The following is a 17,607-nucleotide window of genomic DNA, read 5'->3' as shown; positions in this document are numbered from 1 at the left end:
GTGTACCGTCACCCCTTCCCGGGCCCCGGCCTGGGCGTTCGAATTTTGGGCGAGGTAAAGGCTGAATATGCCGAAATTCTGCAACTGGCCGATGCCGTATTCATTGAAGAACTGCGCAACACCAAAGCCACTGCAAAAGACGCCGCAGCTGAACTGTGCACCGAAGATCAAATTGGTAAATCCTGGTACGACCTGACAAGCCAGGCCTTTGCGGTGTTTTTGCCCGTGAAGTCGGTGGGCGTAATGGGCGATGGCCGCACCTACGAATACGTGGTGGCCATTCGCGCCGTGCAAACCCAAGACTTCATGACTGCACACTGGGCACACTTGCCGTATTCTTTGTTAGGGCGCATTTCCAACCGCATCATCAACGAAGTACGCGGCGTAAACCGGGTTGTTTATGATGTCTCTGGAAAGCCGCCAGCCACGATTGAGTGGGAGTGAAACCAGGTCCTTCTGGGATTATCGTGACCCACCGAAAAACCGTCATAACATGTTGATTTAAAAAGAAATATATCACAACAACTATCGGTGACTATCGCTGGTCAGCAAAACGGATTGGCGGTAGAGGTGACGGTAGAAACCGGAGGCCGGATTAAGACCCTCCCGTTTACTATCCAGACCAAACCGGTCTTTGACGGTAAATCACTCCTCAGGAAAGCTTGTTCTACGCGGCTTTCCCGGCATCAGCAGGTCTCCTGACCCCTGACGGTAAAAGCCGTCAAGAACAGGAGGGAAAATCTCGATGCTTACCGACACCGCTCTGCGCAATCTCAAGCCTAAGTCCAAGATTTATAAGGCTTCTGACCACGATAGCCATCAACCCTGTTTGCTCCCATCATTTTAACGAGGCTTCCCTTGGGCATCACGGCGTTCCGCCGTCGGGCTCGCGGCCCTCTCTACGTCCCCGGCCTAGGCCCCAACAGCATCGAGGCTGTTGAGTCGCGCTTGGCAGAGCCCGATGCTGAGCGGGCGGACCTTCTTCAGAAGCGCCACGCCACGACGTCCTGGTGGCTGGCCCCAGAACTGAAACGCATGGCACCAAGGTGCTTGGTCAACGCGGATCGCATGATTGTCAGTGACGGCCAGGTGATCACTGCAGGTGCAGCATTTGGACATTCGGACCTGATGTTGCATTTGTTTGGACTGCGCTTTGGTCCAGCACTGGCTAAGGCGATCGGCAAATTTTTGTTGATTGACGGGCGCCAAGCGCAGGCGCCGTTTGTAGGGCCAGATTGCCGCATCCGTGGACTACGAGGATGCGACAGCACTCAGACGATGATGCGCAAGGCCACCGGAGCCAATCCGAGCCAGTTTCGGAGAGCCTAAAGGTCAGGCAAGTACATTCCAACAAATTGTTCCAGTGCACAAGCGGTTGGCTACCGCCAATGCCCCGATCTGTGCTTCGCGGAAGTTCGGAGTGGGGCCACCAGCGCATCCTTAAGAATGCTACTGCGATCCGATCCAGACTAAACTTCACCACGAAATGGTTATTTCATGGAACTGAGGTCAAACAAGTCGCCCGTGGGGAGGCGCTGGAGCGGCAAGAGGTCCATGACATCGCAAAACAACGACCGGTTCTGCCAGTCGTTTCGGTCGCCGATCACGTAGAAGCGCCGCTTGGCCCGTGTTACAGCCACGTTCAACAGGTTGGGTTCCGAGACCGCCCAATCCCGTGCGCCGGAACCTTCGGTATTGCCGCCCAACACCATGATGACGACGGGAGCCTCCTTGCCCTGCATGGTGTGGATGGTTCCGGAAACCATCGTGTCGCCGAGCACACGTTTGAGATTTTCCTGGACAGCCTTGAAGGGCGTGATGACCGAGATGTCGGCCGCATCCACGCCGTCCGCGCGCAGCAGGGCGAGTAGTGCCCGCAGGGCGTCTTCTTCTGCCGGCACCCAGTTCCCGTCGGATGCTCCGCTGGCGTGAATCCATCCTGTTGGCAGGCGGGCGCGCGTCTCTTTGTCAGCGCGCGGTGCGATGGTGCCGTACACCATTGCACCGTCGTAGGCGATGCGGTTGGCCAGCCCGTGCATCGGCTTGTCGCAGCGCCGATGCACGACCAACGGCAGCCCCACCCATGTCTTGCCGTCGGCCGGTCCTGCCAGACGGCCCCATGTCGTGGCCTGGTCTGCCAAGGTCTGCGCGGACTGTCTGTTGGGGAGCCAATGCGCATCGACGCGGTGGCGCGTGCGCATGTGTTCCAGCACTGCGTCGGACACGGTGACGATAGGCTTGAGCTGGAGAGGGTCACCCACCAGCAGCGCGCGCCTGGAGCGCCACAGCGCACCCACCGCTGCTTGCGGAGGTGCCTGTCCGGCTTCATCAACCAGCAGCCAGCCGATCTCCCCCGGCCCCAACGAGCGGAAAGAGCGTGCGAACGAGGCAAAGGTGCTGCTGAGCACCGGCACGACCATGAACAACGAGGCCCAAGCCGAGCGAATTGCCTCGTGCGAGAGTCCTTGCAGGTGGGTGCCGGTCAACATCGCGTTGATCAGGAACAGGTTGGAGCGCATCCGTGCCGCCTCCAGCTCGAAGAACGTCCGATGCAGCTTCAGTGCCCGGACGAAGACGCGCGCTCGGGCCTGTCGCCAGCCCTCGATGTGCCAGGGTTCGGCCAGCTCGATGGCGTCGCCACGACCGATGACGCCGCCGCGCAGCCATGCCAGCAGATGGTCGGCCCGGCAAGCGCTGGCCAGATCGCTGGCCTGCTGCGTCAGGGATTGATCTTCCGCCCGCATTTTTTTCAACGCCTGCTGCGCATTGACGATCTGCTGATCCAGTTGCTGCCTGGAGTCATCGAGCTGCTTGGCGAGTCGTGCGATGCGGTCGAACTCGGCCTTGGCAAGACCCTGCCGGTCTTGCAGCAGTTTCAGCGCAGTGTTCCAGGTGCGTGACACTCGCCACAGACTGCATAGGTTCGCCCAGAACCCTGGTTTGCTGGCTTGGTGCTGTGCAAGCGCCTCCAGCGCATGCTTGAACGCCGCATTGGCGGGGCGGCCTTCCTCGGCATCCAGACGTGCCTGTTGTTCCGTCGTGTGCACCAAGCGCTTTTCTAGCGCTTGCAAGGTGGCGGTCGTTTCGGTGATCTTCTTCCTGGTCGTTTCCAGCGTCTGGATCAGAGCGCGGATGCGGGAGGCATCAGCGCATGCCGAGCGAACCTGCGCCTTGGCCGCCTCGTACTCGGCGACCGCCTGTTGCCACAGGGCTTGGCGTTCTTCCGACGTGCGCTCCTTGTTGAGCTGACTATGCCCGCCAAGCCACGCCATCAGGCCTTGCGGCGCCTTCTTCTGTAGTTCTGGAAGTGCTTGAAGGCCATCGGCCCCGGCAGCAGTGGCCGGGCTGGCAAACAAGGTCTTGACGACATTCTCATCGTCGGTTTCGTCGCTGGCCTCCTCGTTGTTGTTCACCTTGCCTTGGCCGGCCGATGGACTCTGCCCGTAGAAGTAGCGGTCCACGAACGCCTTGCGCCGCGCCTTGCTGCCCAGAGCACCAGAGATCAATCCCCAGGCCGGCTTGCCGGTGATCAGCTCGCCCAGGTCGGCGAAGTGCTCGGCCTCGGGCAACCAGCTCTCGTCGATCTTGTCGCGCTGGGGCAGTTCAAGGGTGACGTTCTCCACGGCGCCGTTGTTGGACGAAGCGACCACGATCTCGAAGCCGTACAGCGCAGGATTGAGCTTGAAGGCGACCTGTTCCTTGCCGCCATCGTTGCAGACTTCGCGCGCGTTGCTGGCGAAACCGTCGGATGCGCGGCGCAGCGTGGCAAGCACGTCGGCCCGACTGGTGATGATGGCGGCGATCAAGTCGCGCAGCAGAGTCGTTTTGCCCGTGCCCGGCGGGCCATTGACTCCCAGAAGTCCCTGTCCGTCAGCCAGCTTGGACAGTACCGTGTTCACGGCCAGTTGCTGGGAATGCACAAGCCCCAGGTGCCGTTCGGAAGGCCAGCAGCTATCGGCATGGGCCTGCGGCATCAGCCGCTCAATCAGCGACCGGGAAGCGTTGTCACTATCGATGTGCTGTCGCGGTTGCGGATCGTGGCGGCGCAGGTATTGGTTCAACGCCTCACTCGCCACGCCCTTGCTGAGGCTGTCAGCAACGATGGCCAGGTCGTCGAGCAGGAAGCTGTTGAGCGGATCGTCCTCCGATGCGGGCTTGTCGGGTTTGACGGGTTGAGAACGGAATCGCAGTGGTGGGCGCTCAACAGTCGCAAAGAAGTCCGCCACGCCGAGGAACTGCAGCACCCACCGGGTGAAGTCCCGCATTGCGTCGCCAGACACTTGGCCCTGTAGCTGCGCTAGCGCCTGCTCGGCGGCGGCCCGTTGATCGTCCTCGAATTCGCGTGTCCAGTCCTTTCTCGCCAACGCCCGTCCGAGAAACCAGGCTTCGCTGGAGAGCACGAAACTGTCCTCCACCAATTGCCCGCTGGTGATGATGGCGGCGATCAAGTCGCGCAGCAGAGTCGTTTTGCCCGTGCCCGGCGGGCCATTGACTCCCAGAAGTCCCTGTCCGTCAGCCAGCTTGGACAGTACCGTGTTCACGGCCAGTTGCTGGGAATGCACAAGCCCCAGGTGCCGTTCGGAAGGCCAGCAGCTATCGGCATGGGCCTGCGGCATCAGCCGCTCAATCAGCGACCGGGAAGCGTTGTCACTATCGATGTGCTGTCGCGGTTGCGGATCGTGGCGGCGCAGGTATTGGTTCAACGCCTCACTCGCCACGCCCTTGCTGAGGCTGTCAGCAACGATGGCCAGGTCGTCGAGCAGGAAGCTGTTGAGCGGATCGTCCTCCGATGCGGGCTTGTCGGGTTTGACGGGTTGAGAACGGAATCGCAGTGGTGGGCGCTCAACAGTCGCAAAGAAGTCCGCCACGCCGAGGAACTGCAGCACCCACCGGGTGAAGTCCCGCATTGCGTCGCCAGACACTTGGCCCTGTAGCTGCGCTAGCGCCTGCTCGGCGGCGGCCCGTTGATCGTCCTCGAATTCGCGTGTCCAGTCCTTTCTCGCCAACGCCCGTCCGAGAAACCAGGCTTCGCTGGAGAGCACGAAACTGTCCTCCACCAATTGCCCGCTCATGGTGAACTTCGCGGCGAACAGTGCTGACTCTCGGTGTTGTGGTTCGCGGTAGCCCTGGTCGGCGCCGTACAGTTCCCGGAGCGCGGCGGCGACGAGCCGACTGTCGTACAGGTGTGCATAGAGTGTGTGGCTCCATGCGCGCTTGTCGGGAAGCACCTGCTTGCTGACGATGCTCTCGGGTGTCCAGGGAGGGATGGGGCGTGCGCACGGCGTGTCGTGAAGGAATGCCCCATAGGGACTATTGCGCTTTTTGATCTTGGGGGCCGATTGCGGCTGCAGCAACTCGACTGCATGCCAGTACCGGACGATGTTCTCGGACTCCTTCAAGATGCCTTCCCTTTCATGTTCTTTGTTCGCTTCAGGGTCCACGCTGCGGGCATTTGCTGTCCATTGGCTTGATTGCCATGGGTGCAGTTCGCATGCGGGACACCTCAGTGAGGCGCTGATTGCCCATATTGTGCCATGTCCTGGCTTTCCCACGGACGCTGTGCTTCGCCGATGCGGCGGATGCCACCGCTTTCGAGGAACGCGGGCGCGAGGATCGGCACCAGTTCCGCTTCATCGTATCCGCCGAACAGCTCGAAGACCTGCGTACCTACACCCGGCACCTGATGGCGCGCCTGGAGGCCGACTTGGGCACGCGGCTGGACTGGGTGGCGGTGGTGGACCACTGGAACACCGGCAACCCGCACACGCACGTCGTCTTGCGTGGCAAGGACGATACTGGAAAAGACCTTATCATTTCCCGCGACTACATCGCCGAGGGGATGCGCCGCCGGGCCGCGCACCGAGCTGGAGATCCAGCGTGCCATGCAGTGCAAAGTCGACCAGGAGCGGTGGACGGGGTTGGATCGCACCTTGCAGCGCTTGGCTGTGGACAACTTGCTGCCGTTGCTGGAGCGTGGCATCCAGAATGCCTCTGAACTCAAACCCATCCTTTTCGTCGTCACAAGCTGCGCGGTAAAGGGTGCGACCGGCATCCCCACCGGATACAACCTTGCAAGCTGCACGCAGCCGGAATCCAGGTTGAATTCGCATCCATCGAGGGCGGCAACGCGCCACTAGACGGTCTGGAAGACATGAAAGACCCGGTAATCGCCCACTACTGGGCCGATGCCGATTTCCGCCATGCCATCGCCAACACGATGCGCATCGACGAGGTGGTTCCTTCGCACTATTCGGCCATCTTCTTCGCAGGCGGTCACGGCACGATGTGGGACTTCCCCGATAACGCTGCTGCACAAAAAGCCATCCGCGAGATTGACGCCGCGGGCGGCATCGTTTCGGCGGTATGCCACGGCCCGGCGGCCCTCGTCAACGCGCGCCGCGTCGATGGCAGCCTATTGGTGGCGGGCAAGCGGATCGCTGCCTTCACGAACGGAGAGGAAGAGGAAGTGCAGTCCACCCACGTGGTGCCCTTCCTGCTAGCTTCCACGCTCAACGAGCGCGGCGCACATCACCAGAGCACACTCAACTGGTCCAACAACGTGGTCGTCGACGGGCGACTCATCACCGGTCAGAACCCGCAGTCCGCCGCAAGTCTGGGCGAAGCATTGCGTGACGCCCTGTTGGCGTGAGCTGCCGTTGACACGTGAATGGGGCCAAGCATGAAACTGATCTGTGTCGAAGAGTATGTGCTCGATCCCGCCATCGGTGCGGCCACGCAGGGCTTGGTACGCGCGGAGGCCCCTTACTTGCTGGACTGGGGTAGCCGCGTAATCGATGGAAGCCACGTAGCCGACCCCAGCCGTCCGCATGTCATCGCGCCTGCGGAATCGGCCCGCAAAGGGCTCAACACGAAGTCCACATCGTGAAGACCGATGGACCCATGCACGCACTGTTGAGGCAGCGGAACCTCGCCATCGATCGCGACTTTACGTGCCGAGTCATGTCTTCAGCTGAAGAAGCTGCCGACTGGGTTCGGTGCCGCATTGCGTAGTGCGTCGATGACGGCCATTCCTGCAAGTTGGATTGCGCTGCTGCGCAAAGGCTGAAGTTTTGGCCCTTGTTCGGTATGATGTGAGTTGATTGATGATGGTGTTGCCAGAGTCGCCGCCCCGCAAATTGCCCCATCTCCCGCGCCAGCAAAAGATGCGCGCTTCTTACGGTAAAAGTGACGGTAACGCCCTATGTTGATCACAGCCAATCCCTTTAACCACGAGGGTTTAGAAGGCTTGTTGATGATCGAGTGGGAATAAAAGCACCCCGCAACGCCAGTCACTTACCTCAGCCTTACACAGAAGCCCGCAATTGCGGGCTTTTTTGCATTCAGGGGTTGAGGTTTGCCCTAATTCCCGAATGAATACCCACATGCCAACATCGTTGACGATATTTAACCATCCGTGCAGCCCGGCATTGAACGGTACAACGAAAGATACAACATGGAGAACCCATGGCAGAAGTAGTGTTGGAGACAAGGGCGTTGACCAAGGAATTCAAGGGATTCACTGCGGTCAGCGATGTGAATTTGAAAGTGCAGCGCGGGCATATCCACGCGCTGATCGGCCCCAATGGAGCCGGTAAAACCACGTGTTTCAATCTGTTGACGAAATTTTTAACGCCCACATCCGGGCACATTTTGTTCAACGGCAAGGAAATCACATCGGCCAGGCCAGCCCAGATTGCGCGGCAGGGCATCATTCGCTCGTTTCAAATTTCAGCGGTGTTTCCGCACCTTACCGTGCTGGAAAACGTGCGCATTGGCTTGCAGCGCCCACTCGGCAATTCGTTTTACTTTTGGCAAAACGAGAAGAAACTTTCTGTGCTGAACGAAAGGGCGATGGAACTGTTGACCTTGGTTGACCTGGAAAGTTTTGCAGACACCATGACAGTGGACTTGCCCTATGGCCGCAAGCGCGCACTTGAAATAGCAACCACGCTGGGCATGGAACCTGAACTGATGCTGCTGGACGAACCAACACAGGGCATGGGCCACGAAGATGTGCACCGGGTAACCCAACTGATCAAGAAGGTGTCTGCTGGCCGAACCATCCTGATGGTGGAACACAACATGAATGTAGTGGCTGGAATATCGGACCGTATTTCCGTGTTGCAACGCGGTGCGGTGTTGGCCGAAGGCAGCTACGCCGAAGTGTCTCGCAACCCGGCGGTGATGGAAGCCTACATGGGTTCCAGCACAGATGTACTGGAGGGCACGCACTGATGGGCACCCCTGCACTTGAAATCAAAGGGCTACACGCCTGGTATGGTGAATCGCACATTCTTCACGACCTGAACCTGACCGTTCAAACTGGCGAAGTGGTGACATTGCTGGGGCGAAATGGCGCTGGGCGTACCAGTACGCTTCGCGCCATCATGGGCTTGACGGGTTCACGCAAAGGATCGATCAAGATCAACGGGGTTGAGGCCATCAGCCTGCCCACCCACAAAATTGCGCACTTGGGTGTGGGTTACTGCCCTGAAGAACGCGGCATTTTTTCATCGCTTTCTGCTGAAGAAAACCTGATGCTGCCGCCCTTTGTATCCAAAACAGACAAGGGCATGAGCGTTGCTGAAATTTACGAGATGTTTCCCAACCTGGCCGAACGAAAAAACAGCCAGGGCACGCGCCTGTCGGGCGGTGAACAACAAATGCTGGCCGTTGCGCGAATTCTTCGCACCGGCGCAAAACTGCTGCTGCTGGATGAAATTTCAGAAGGCCTGGCCCCTGTAATTGTCCAAGCCTTGGCCAAAATGATCACCACCCTGAAAGCCAAAGGCTACACCATCGTGATGGTGGAACAGAATTTCCGTTTTGCTGCCCCCTTGGCAGACCGCTTCTACGTGGTGGAACATGGACAAATTGTGGAAGCATTTGCATCCAGGGAACTCGATGAAAAAATGCCCGTGCTGCATTCGCTGCTGGGCGTATAACTTAAACCAAAGGAGATGATGATGAAATTAAAACCAATCGCAACTGGACTGATGGCCTTGTTTGCATTTGCTGCGGGTTCAGCCCAGGCGCAAATGTCCAATGACACGATCAAGATCGGCATGATCACCGACATGTCTGGCCTGTACGCCGACATTGACGGCCCTGGCGGCGTTGAAGCGGTGAAAATGGCAATTGCTGATTTCGGTGGAAAACTGAACGGCAAGAAAATTGAATTTGTATTTGCCGATCACCAGAACAAGGCTGACATTGCAGCCAGCAAAGCGCGCGAGTGGTTCGACACCGAAGGCGTTGACATGCTGATTTCGGGCACCAATTCGGGCACGGCACTGGCCATGGCCAAAGTGGCAGCTGAAAAGCAGAAACCCAATTTTGTAATTGGCGCGGGCACGGCACGCATCACCAACGAAGAATGCAACCCTTACAGCGTTCACTACGCTTATGACACAGTGGCCATGGCCAAAGGAACTGGTTCTGCGGTCACCAAGCAGGGCGGAAAAAACTGGTACTTCCTGACCGCCGATTATGCATTTGGTACATCGCTGGAAACTGACACCACTGCAGTGGTAAAAGCCAATGGCGGCACGGTCAAGGGCGCCGTTCGTCACCCATTGTCAGCGTCTGATTTTTCATCATTCATGCTGCAGGCACAAGCCTCTGGCGCGCAAATTCTGGGCTTGGCCAACGCGGGTGGCGACACGGTGAATTCCATCAAGGCAGCCAATGAATTTGGTGTAACCGGCACCATGAAACTGGCTGGTTTGTTGATGTTCATCAACGATGTGCACGCCTTGGGCCTGGGTCAAACGAAAGGCATGTACCTGACCGACAGCTGGTACTGGGATCAAAACGACGAATCGCGCAAATGGGCACAACGTTTCTTCTCGAAAATGAAAAAAATGCCCAGCAGCTTGCACGCGGCAGATTACTCGGCCACCTTGCAGTACCTGAATGCCGTGAAGGCAGCAGGCACGGATGACGGCGCGAAGGTAATGGACGCCCTGCGCAAACAAAAGGTCAACGACATGTACGCCAAGAACGGTTACTACCGCGCCGATGGCAGCATGATTCACGACATGTTCCTGATGCAGGTAAAAGACACCAAGGAATCCAAAAAGCCATGGGATTACCTGAAGGTCGTGCAATCCATTCCAGGTGAAGAAGCCTTCACCACCAAAGCAGAAACAAAATGCGCCTTGTGGAAGTAATTTAGTAAAACCACAATAAGACCCAAGCTCCCTTTGCTCAAATGGCAAGGGGAGCTGCTCCCGGATTCGTATTCATGGAAATTTTTGGTATTCCCTTGCAGGCCTTTTTGGGGCAATTGTTGTTGGGCTTGGTCAACGGCTCGTTTTACGCCATGTTGTCCCTGGGCCTGGCCGTCATTTTCGGCTTGCTCAATGTGATCAATTTCGCCCACGGTGCGCTCTACATGATGGGTGCATTTTTGGCGTGGATGGGCATGGCTTACTTCGACCTGAATTATTGGGTCATGCTGGCTTTGGCGCCCCTGCTGGTGGGTGCGTTCGGCATACTGATCGAGAAAACCATGCTGCGCTGGCTGTACAAGCTTGATCACCTGTATGGCTTGTTGCTGACCTTTGGCATTACCCTGATGCTGGAAGGCGTGTTTCGTTCAATCTATGGTGTATCAGGTCAACCTTACACAGTGCCCGAAGCACTACAGGGCGCGACCAATCTGGGCTTCATGATATTGCCCAATTACCGTGCCTGGGTTGTAGTTGCATCGCTCGTGGTGTGCTTCGCAACATGGATCATGATTGAAAAAACCAAGCTGGGCGCTTTGCTGCGTGCCGGTACAGAAAACCCGCGACTGGTTGAAGCATTCGGCATCAATGTGCCCTTGATGGTCACACTAACCTATGGTTTTGGTGTTGCCCTGGCAGCGTTTGCGGGCGTGCTTGCCGCACCAGTCATTCAAATATCTCCACTCATGGGTTCAAACCTGATCATCACGGTGTTCGCCGTGGTTGTTATCGGCGGCATGGGCTCCATTCTGGGTTCAATTATTACCGGGCTTACCCTGGGCATTGTCGAGGGTTTAACCCGTGTTTTTTATCCAGAATTGTCAGCCACCGTGGTGTTCATCATCATGGCCATTGTGCTCATGATCCGTCCGGCCGGTTTGTTCGGCCGCGAGAAGTAAAGGACCTCAACGTGATGAATAAAAATACAATCATTGCCATTGTGGCCATAATCATTGCACTGGCAGCACCGTTCATGATGTACCCGGTGCTATTGATGAAGCTGCTGTGCTTTGCGCTGTTTGCCTGCGCGTTCAACCTGCTGATTGGTTACACCGGTTTGTTGTCGTTCGGGCATGCCGCATTTCTGGGTGGGGCAGGGTACATTGCGGGCTATGTCATTCGCGACCTGGGCTTGCCTTTTGAAATTGGCATTGTTGCAGGCGTAGCCTTCGCAGCCTTCATTGGCCTGGTCATGGGTTCACTTGCCATTCGAAGGCAGGGCATTTACTTCACCATGATCACGCTTGCGCTGGCGCAAATGCTGTACTTCATTTTTCTGCAAGCGCGGTTCACCGGCGGGGAAGACGGTTTGCAGGGTATTCCGCGCGGCACCTTGTTCGGGGTGGTCGATTTAAGCAATGACCTGACCCTGTACTACGTGGTGTTGGCCATTTGCATTGCGGGCTACGCGCTGATTGTGCGCACGGTGCACTCGCCATTCGGGCAGGTGCTCAAAGCCATCAAAGAAAACGAACCACGCGCCATTTCCCTGGGTTACGACGTCGACCGGTACAAGCTTTTGGTGTTTGTGCTGTCAGCCGCGTTGTCGGGCCTGGCCGGTGCCACCAAGGCCACGGTGCTGGGGTTCGAAACGCTGACCGATGTGCACTGGACCATGTCCGGCCTTGTGGTACTGATGACACTGGTGGGTGGCTTGGGCACCTTGGCTGGCCCCATCGTGGGTGCCATCGTCATTATTGCGCTGGAAAACCGCATTGGCGAATTTGGCACCTGGATGGCGGTAACCACCAACATCGACTGGTTCAGGTCACTGGGTGAACAGGTCACGATTGTGACTGGCTTCATTTTCATTGTGGTGGTGCTGGCTTTTCGCAAAGGCATTGTGGGCGAGATACTGGCCTGGAACAGCCGCAGGTTGCTTAAGGCAGACAAGTAAAGAAAAACCCGGTCCAGCACCGGGTTTTTTTGTGTCACACTGACGCCATTCTTGTGGCCAAGATTGATTATGCAGCCAAAAAAATTTCCGGTTGACCTACATGGCGGGCAAGCTGCCGATGCGCCGTGGATGCAACTGGCACTGGAACAGGCCCGGCTTGCCGCCGCAGCAGGTGAAGTGCCAATTGGCGCGGTGCTGGTGCTCAACGATGAAGCAATTGCAGCCGCACACAATTCACCCATTTCCAAAAACGACGCGTGTGCCCACGCTGAAATTCAAGCCATTCAACAGGCCTGCAAATCAGTGGGCAATTACCGGTTGGGTGCGCAGGCCACCTTGTATGTCACTTTGCAACCCTGTTTGATGTGCCTGGGGGCGATACTGCATGCACGCATTGGGCGTGTTGTCATTGGTTGCGAGCAATCGCGTTACAACGGCAATTTAAGCGACGCATTGGCCGTGTTTGAAAAATCAGAAGCTTGGCACCCTTGCCGGTTTGAGACGGGTTGCCTGGCCGATGCATGTGAAAGCATTCTGGTAAGTTTTTTTAAAACCCGCCGCAAGCAACGGGAACAGGCCGTGGCCGAACTGGCCAGCGTGTTGAACCTGCCCAACGCCAACAAGGAAACGCTACTTGAGCTTGCACAACTTGGCTACCATTGCCCCCAGGACTTTTTGAATCGCGGGCTTGAACAGGTGGCCACTGATTTGGCACGGCGCAGCGATGCATTGAAAAGCGGGCAGGCGCTTCAACAGGCCGCCATTCTGGCCAGTTTGTGCGATTATTTCAACGGTGAACCCGTGCGGTCATGGAAACAGTATTTGTAAAACGGAGATGAATTGGGCGCAGCGTTGAATCAACTTGTTTTTTTCTCGCCAAGCGGCGCGCTTATCGATGAAGCATTGCTTGATCGTGCCAGCTTGCAGCTTCAATCGCTCGGCTTTGCCACCGCTGAAATGCCGGAAACACGTTTACGTGTGCAACGCTTTGCTGGCGATGAAACCACACGGTGTTCAAGCATTGAACATGCGTTTAAAACACAAACACCCGCATTGCTGATGGCCACGCGGGGCGGTTATGGATTAAGCCGCTTGTTGCCCACGCTGAATTTTCCTGAACTGGCACGGTGCCTGAATGAACATGGCCACCTGCTAAGCGGGCACAGCGACATTACCAGCTTGCAGCTTGCATTGCTGAATGCGGGTGCAAAGCCTGCAACCTTGTTGCACGGCCCCATGGCCTGTTTCGACTTTGGCCCGCAGGAAGGTGTAGATGCACAAACAAAGGAACATTTTTTACGCGCAGTTCAACACGGGCAAGTCGATGTGCAATGGCATGCACCATGTGCCGGCCTGCAAAGCGCCACGGAAAAACTGCATGTCAGCGGCCCTGTGTGGGGCGGGAACCTGACCCTGCTGTGCAGCCTGATCGGCACACCCTGGCTGCCCACCGTGCCTGGCGGAATTTTGGTACTGGAAGACGTGAACGAACCAGCCTACAAAATTGAACGCATGCTGCTGCAACTGTTGCATGCAGGTGTTTTGGCCCAACAACAGGCCATTGTGCTGGGCAATTTTTGTGAACCCAAACCGGGCAATCACGACAACGGTTACACCCTGCACAGTGCAGCCCAATTTGTACACCAGCAACTGGGGCGCGCACCAGTTATTCTTGAATTCCCGTTTGGCCACTGCACCCCCAAAGCCTGCTGGTTTCAGGGCGGGCAGGGGCAGTTAAGCATTGAAGCGGGGCAGGCCGCACGCCTGACGCAGATCCTTCGCTAAAGCCCAGCCAGCCACGCACCCGCGCTTTGGGCATGTATAATGCCACCTTCGTTAAAAATCACTGAGTTTTCCAATACTTATGCTCACCGCAGCCAATATCACCATGCAGTTCGGCGCCAAGCCGCTTTTCGAGAATATCAATGCCAAGTTCGGCGATGGCAACCGCTATGGCTTGATTGGCGCAAACGGCTGCGGAAAATCGACATTCATGAAAATTCTGGGTGGCGACCTGGAACCCAGCAGTGGCAACGTAGACATTGACCGCCATATGCGCTTGGGCAAATTGAGCCAGGACCAGTTTGCATTTGAAGAATTCCGGGTGCTGGACGTGGTAATGATGGGCCACAAAGAAATGTGGGCCGCCATGACAGAACGCGATGCCCTGTACGCCAACCCCGAAGCCACCGATGAAGACTACATGCGCGCGGCCGACCTGGAAGCCGTGTATGCAGAATTTGGCGGTTACGAAGCCGAAGCGCGTGCAGGCGAACTGCTGCTGGGCGCAGGCATACCCACTGAACAGCACAACGGCCTGATGAGCGAAATTGCACCGGGCTGGAAGCTGCGCGTGTTGCTGGCACAAGCCCTGTTTTCCAAACCCGATATTCTGTTGCTGGACGAACCCACAAACAACCTGGACATCAACACGATTGCCTGGCTGGAAAACGTGCTGAACCAGTACGAAAGCACGATGATCATTATCAGCCACGACCGCCACTTTCTGAACGAAGTGTGCACCCACATGGCCGACCTGGATTACGGCACGCTGCAGGTGGTGCCCGGCAACTACGACGATTACATGCTGGCCGCATCACAGGCCCGTGAGCGTGCACAGGCTTCGAACGCCCGCGCCAAAGAACGCATTTCTGATTTGCAAGACTTCGTGCGCCGTTTTGCGGCCAACAAGTCCAAAGCGCGTCAGGCCACTTCGCGCCAGAAGCAGATTGAAAAGATCAAGCAAGACACCGTGATTTTGAAACCATCTTCACGCCAAAACCCGTTTATTCGTTTTGAGCAGAAAAAGAAAATGCACCGCCTGGCAGTAGAGTTGGACAATGTCAGCCTAGCCTATGGCGACAACAAAGTGATTCGCGACTTTTCCATCATGGTGGAAGCTGGCGACAAAGTGGGCATTGTAGGTGCAAACGGTGTTGGAAAAACCACGCTGCTGAAGCTGCTGGCCAAAGCACTGGAACCCACTTACGGTGAAGTGAAATGGTCTGAAAACGCAGACCTGGGCTACATGGCTCAGGATGTTAGCGATGAATTTGACACCAAGCTAAGCCTGCGCGAGTGGACTGAACGATTCGCCCAGGAAGGTGACGATGATCAGGTAATTCGCGGCATTCTGGGGCGCTTGCTGTTCTCGAACGATGAAATTACCAAACAAGTAAAAGTGTGTTCCGGTGGAGAGAAAAACCGCCTGGTGTTTGGCCGCTTGATGCTGGGCCGACACAACGTGTTGTTGATGGACGAACCCACCAACCACCTGGACATGGAATCGATTGAATCCTTGCAGTACGCGATTGAAAAATACGAAGGCACTGTGTTTGTGGTGTCGCATGACAGGCAGTTTGTGTCGGGCATTGCCACACGTATTTTCGAAATGCGTGAAGACGGCATTACCGACTACCGCGGCACTTACGAGGAATACCGCGATAGCCTTGGGTTGGCTTGACGCTTTGGATCGCCATGCTGTTTGCTTTACTCATGGCGACGATACCCTACTTGCTTGGGCCTGCTTCCCTGAGACCGAATATTCAGTCCGACACTAATCGCAATCACCAGCACGATAAGCAATTGCGCCACCAAGGTCTGCATCGACGGATAAATACCCAGCAAATCAATTTGGGGCGCGGCCACTGGGGTGATGTCAAATATTCCGACTTTTTGCAGGGCTGCGACGCCCTTACCAATTAACACAACAGAAAGAAGGCCGATCAAGGCTGAACTCGCTGCGAAGAACTGGCCGATAGGCAATTTAGCGGACGTACGAAGCAGAACACAAGCCAAAATGATTAGAACAAGAATGGCAGCCCCCATACCGAGCAACAAATAGGCGCCATTGCCGCCGGTCCAAAGGGCTGCGAAAAACAACACGGTCTCAAATACTTCTCGATAGACAGTGACAAAGGACAGAAGAAACAACATCAGTGCTGACTTCCGGTTCAAAGCCGCCGACAGTTTTTCCTTCACGTATTGCTGCCAGCGCCCGGCCATGCTCTTCTGATGCATCCAGATACCTACACAAAGCAAAACCACGGCCGCAAATATTGCCGCAAACCCTTCTGTCATTTCGCGACTTGCGCCACTTAAATCAACCAGGTATGTGGCCACACCCCAAGTGGCAACGCCGGCGAGAAGCGCTGCGATCCAGCCTGTGTGGACATACGGAAGTACATCCTTTCGCTGCGCTTTCTTCAGAAACGCGACCATGGCAACAACAATCAACAGAGCCTCCACGCCCTCGCGCAACAAAATGGTGAAAGCGCCCAAAAAGGTGGCCACGGGATCATCTGCAGCCTGGCCAAGCCTTGACTGGGCGGTGGCAAGTTGCCTTTGCAAATCCTTCTCCAATTGTTGTGCTTCCAACAGATTCTCCCTGTTGACTGCCACCCGATAAGCACCCATTGAGCGCTCCAAGGCATCAAACAGGGATTTGTCTTTCGCAGCAAGTGCGGGTTCGGCAATTTCAAAACCATCAAGGTAAGCAGAAAGCGCAAGTGTAGAGGCCGTTCGAACATCGCCTTGCTCCAGACTTCGAATACTCTCGGCAAGCTTCGTTTTCGCAAGCCCCAGGCTGTCGCTACTAGAACCCATTACAACAGCAGGCTCGCTACGAAGAAAGGCCAATACATGCCTTGCAGCACTTGGGTCCATTGCTTGCGCCAGAGAAATTTCCGTGATCTGCGTCAATGTATCAAGATTGGGCACCAAGCTGCGAACAGCTTGGTTGTTTAACCATTGTTGGCCACCGGCAGAGACTTCTTCAGCCGTGTAAGAGAGAGTGGATGAAAAGTAGGCAAGTGCCCAGCGATCATCATCGGTGATGTGGGCAAAATCAGGCATCGCCGTGCTGTCTACGCCGCTGGAAATAATTTGATATAGAGCGAAAACACTGCGCTCCTGTGCTCGATCGCGATCTGAAAACGCGATGGGAGGGGGGCTCAGGCTTGCTGCCAATGGCCCGTCTCCATGACCTTGTGCACCGTGACACGATGCACATTGGGCGGCATACAACACCTCACCCCTACCAAGCACTGGTGCAGTGCTGGGCGACATTGGGACCGGATAAACCGCAACAAGCTGCGCCGCGATTTCTCTCGCTTTATTGGCGACCAGTTTGGGCGAGGCTTTTTCGGCAATCAAGGTTCGAAGTTGCCCAGCCTGTTGAACAAGATCGTCCTTTGAGGAAAAGGGCGCAAGCTCAGAGAGCTGTCGCTCTGCATTCTGAGAAAATTCCTGCATTTCAACATACTCGGCTTGCTCAATGATTTGACCGTTGCTGACCGCTGCGCCGTAATCTACAGCCAGATAATCAAGCACCTGCCAAATTTGTTTGGCACGGTTTTGTATTGAGGTTTCGTCAGCCAATGCCAGCGGTGCAAGAAGCAGCGTCAAACAGAATCCGACAATTGCCGTGAACAAATTTGCCCGTCTGGAGGCCATGGAAAAGTCCCTAAATATTATGAA

Annotated in this window: 13 protein-coding genes and 2 pseudogenes; 13 read left to right on the top strand and 2 right to left on the bottom strand. The window is 56.4% G+C overall.

The genetic code is table 11. The annotated features are described in order from the left end of the window. Together V7028_RS08500 and V7028_RS08495 are read left to right on the top strand one after the other, a co-directional pair. Nucleotides 1–444, top strand: a 444-nt coding sequence (locus V7028_RS08500; RefSeq protein ID WP_442918713.1) for a GMP synthase (glutamine-hydrolyzing), incomplete at its 5' end; no start/stop codon positions are given. A gap of 624 nt (nucleotides 445–1,068) precedes the next feature. Then, nucleotides 1,069–1,329 (top strand): hypothetical protein, encoded by a 261-nt coding sequence (locus V7028_RS08495; protein ID WP_334119649.1) that lies wholly within the window; start codon nucleotides 1,069–1,071, stop codon nucleotides 1,327–1,329. 161 nt (nucleotides 1,330–1,490) lie between these two features. On the opposite strand, the gene V7028_RS08490 is transcribed toward V7028_RS08495, so the two are convergent. Further along, the gene (locus V7028_RS08490) at nucleotides 1,491–5,399 is read right to left on the bottom strand and encodes an AAA domain-containing protein (RefSeq protein ID WP_334119648.1); all 3,909 of its coding nucleotides are present in this window, start codon (nucleotides 5,397–5,399) and stop codon (nucleotides 1,491–1,493) included. A 170-nt stretch (nucleotides 5,400–5,569) separates the two neighbouring features. On the opposite strand from V7028_RS08490, the pseudogene V7028_RS08485 reads away from it, so the two are divergent. From V7028_RS08485 to V7028_RS08435, 11 genes and pseudogenes are all read left to right on the top strand, one after another. After that, a pseudogene (locus tag V7028_RS08485) lies at nucleotides 5,570–5,960 on the top strand (type VI secretion protein); the annotation flags it as partial. A gap of 18 nt (nucleotides 5,961–5,978) precedes the next feature. Then, nucleotides 5,979–6,649, top strand: a pseudogene (locus tag V7028_RS08480) (type 1 glutamine amidotransferase domain-containing protein). Nucleotides 6,650–6,679: 30 nt separating this feature from the next. Beyond that, nucleotides 6,680–6,886: a hypothetical protein gene (locus tag V7028_RS08475; protein ID WP_334119647.1), complete on the top strand. Its 207-nt coding sequence runs from the start codon at nucleotides 6,680–6,682 to the stop codon at nucleotides 6,884–6,886. Nucleotides 6,887–7,464: 578 nt separating this feature from the next. Further along, the gene (locus tag V7028_RS08470; protein WP_334119646.1) at nucleotides 7,465–8,235 is read left to right on the top strand and encodes an ABC transporter ATP-binding protein; all 771 of its coding nucleotides are present in this window, start codon (nucleotides 7,465–7,467) and stop codon (nucleotides 8,233–8,235) included. Next, on the top strand, nucleotides 8,235–8,945 hold the full coding sequence (locus V7028_RS08465) for an ABC transporter ATP-binding protein (RefSeq protein WP_334119645.1): 711 nt from the start codon (nucleotides 8,235–8,237) through the stop codon (nucleotides 8,943–8,945). Before V7028_RS08470 ends, V7028_RS08465 begins: the two co-directional genes overlap by 1 nt. 21 nt (nucleotides 8,946–8,966) lie before the next feature. Next, nucleotides 8,967–10,172, top strand: a complete 1,206-nt coding sequence (locus V7028_RS08460; protein WP_334119644.1) for an ABC transporter substrate-binding protein — start codon at nucleotides 8,967–8,969, stop codon at nucleotides 10,170–10,172. A 74-nt stretch (nucleotides 10,173–10,246) separates the two neighbouring features. Then, complete coding sequence (locus tag V7028_RS08455) at nucleotides 10,247–11,131, top strand: branched-chain amino acid ABC transporter permease (protein WP_334119643.1); 885 nt, start codon at nucleotides 10,247–10,249, stop codon at nucleotides 11,129–11,131. Between the two features lie 14 nt (nucleotides 11,132–11,145). Continuing rightward, nucleotides 11,146–12,129, top strand: a complete 984-nt coding sequence (locus tag V7028_RS08450; RefSeq protein WP_334119642.1) for a branched-chain amino acid ABC transporter permease — start codon at nucleotides 11,146–11,148, stop codon at nucleotides 12,127–12,129. 69 nt (nucleotides 12,130–12,198) lie between these two features. Further along, nucleotides 12,199–12,957: a nucleoside deaminase gene (locus tag V7028_RS08445; RefSeq protein ID WP_334119641.1), complete on the top strand. Its 759-nt coding sequence runs from the start codon at nucleotides 12,199–12,201 to the stop codon at nucleotides 12,955–12,957. A 24-nt stretch (nucleotides 12,958–12,981) separates the two neighbouring features. Then, on the top strand, nucleotides 12,982–13,914 hold the full coding sequence (locus V7028_RS08440) for an LD-carboxypeptidase (RefSeq protein WP_334119640.1): 933 nt from the start codon (nucleotides 12,982–12,984) through the stop codon (nucleotides 13,912–13,914). Between the two features lie 79 nt (nucleotides 13,915–13,993). After that, nucleotides 13,994–15,592 carry an ABC-F family ATPase gene (locus V7028_RS08435; protein WP_334119639.1) on the top strand — a complete coding sequence of 533 codons (1,599 nt, stop codon included), beginning with the start codon at nucleotides 13,994–13,996 and terminating at the stop codon, nucleotides 15,590–15,592. 26 nt (nucleotides 15,593–15,618) lie between these two features. Here V7028_RS08435 and V7028_RS08430 read toward each other — a convergent pair whose 3' ends face one another. Then, nucleotides 15,619–17,583 carry an FTR1 family protein gene (locus V7028_RS08430; protein ID WP_334119638.1) on the bottom strand — a complete coding sequence of 655 codons (1,965 nt, stop codon included), beginning with the start codon at nucleotides 17,581–17,583 and terminating at the stop codon, nucleotides 15,619–15,621. Nucleotides 17,584–17,607: the final 24 nt, after the last annotated feature.

This window comes from Limnobacter sp., assembly GCF_036846585.1.
Lineage (GTDB): Bacteria > Pseudomonadota > Gammaproteobacteria > Burkholderiales > Burkholderiaceae_B > Limnobacter.
Note: the sequence above shows the minus strand (reverse complement) of the source record. Positions and strands in the feature narration are given on the sequence as shown.

What these genes read in the sequence shown, in the direction of transcription:
- V7028_RS08495 (WP_334119649.1), top strand. Translation starts at nt 1,069, where the DNA reads ATGATTGTCAGTGACGGCCAGGTGATCACTGCAGGTGCAGCATTTGGA.
- V7028_RS08475 (WP_334119647.1), top strand. Translation starts at nt 6,680, where the DNA reads ATGAAACTGATCTGTGTCGAAGAGTATGTGCTCGATCCCGCCATCGGT.
- V7028_RS08470 (WP_334119646.1), top strand. Translation starts at nt 7,465, where the DNA reads ATGGCAGAAGTAGTGTTGGAGACAAGGGCGTTGACCAAGGAATTCAAG.
- V7028_RS08465 (WP_334119645.1), top strand. Translation starts at nt 8,235, where the DNA reads ATGGGCACCCCTGCACTTGAAATCAAAGGGCTACACGCCTGGTATGGT.
- V7028_RS08460 (WP_334119644.1), top strand. Translation starts at nt 8,967, where the DNA reads ATGAAATTAAAACCAATCGCAACTGGACTGATGGCCTTGTTTGCATTT.
- V7028_RS08455 (WP_334119643.1), top strand. Translation starts at nt 10,247, where the DNA reads ATGGAAATTTTTGGTATTCCCTTGCAGGCCTTTTTGGGGCAATTGTTG.
- V7028_RS08450 (WP_334119642.1), top strand. Translation starts at nt 11,146, where the DNA reads ATGAATAAAAATACAATCATTGCCATTGTGGCCATAATCATTGCACTG.
- V7028_RS08445 (WP_334119641.1), top strand. Translation starts at nt 12,199, where the DNA reads ATGCAGCCAAAAAAATTTCCGGTTGACCTACATGGCGGGCAAGCTGCC.
- V7028_RS08435 (WP_334119639.1), top strand. Translation starts at nt 13,994, where the DNA reads ATGCTCACCGCAGCCAATATCACCATGCAGTTCGGCGCCAAGCCGCTT.
- V7028_RS08430 (WP_334119638.1), bottom strand. Translation starts at nt 17,583, where the DNA reads ATGGCCTCCAGACGGGCAAATTTGTTCACGGCAATTGTCGGATTCTGT.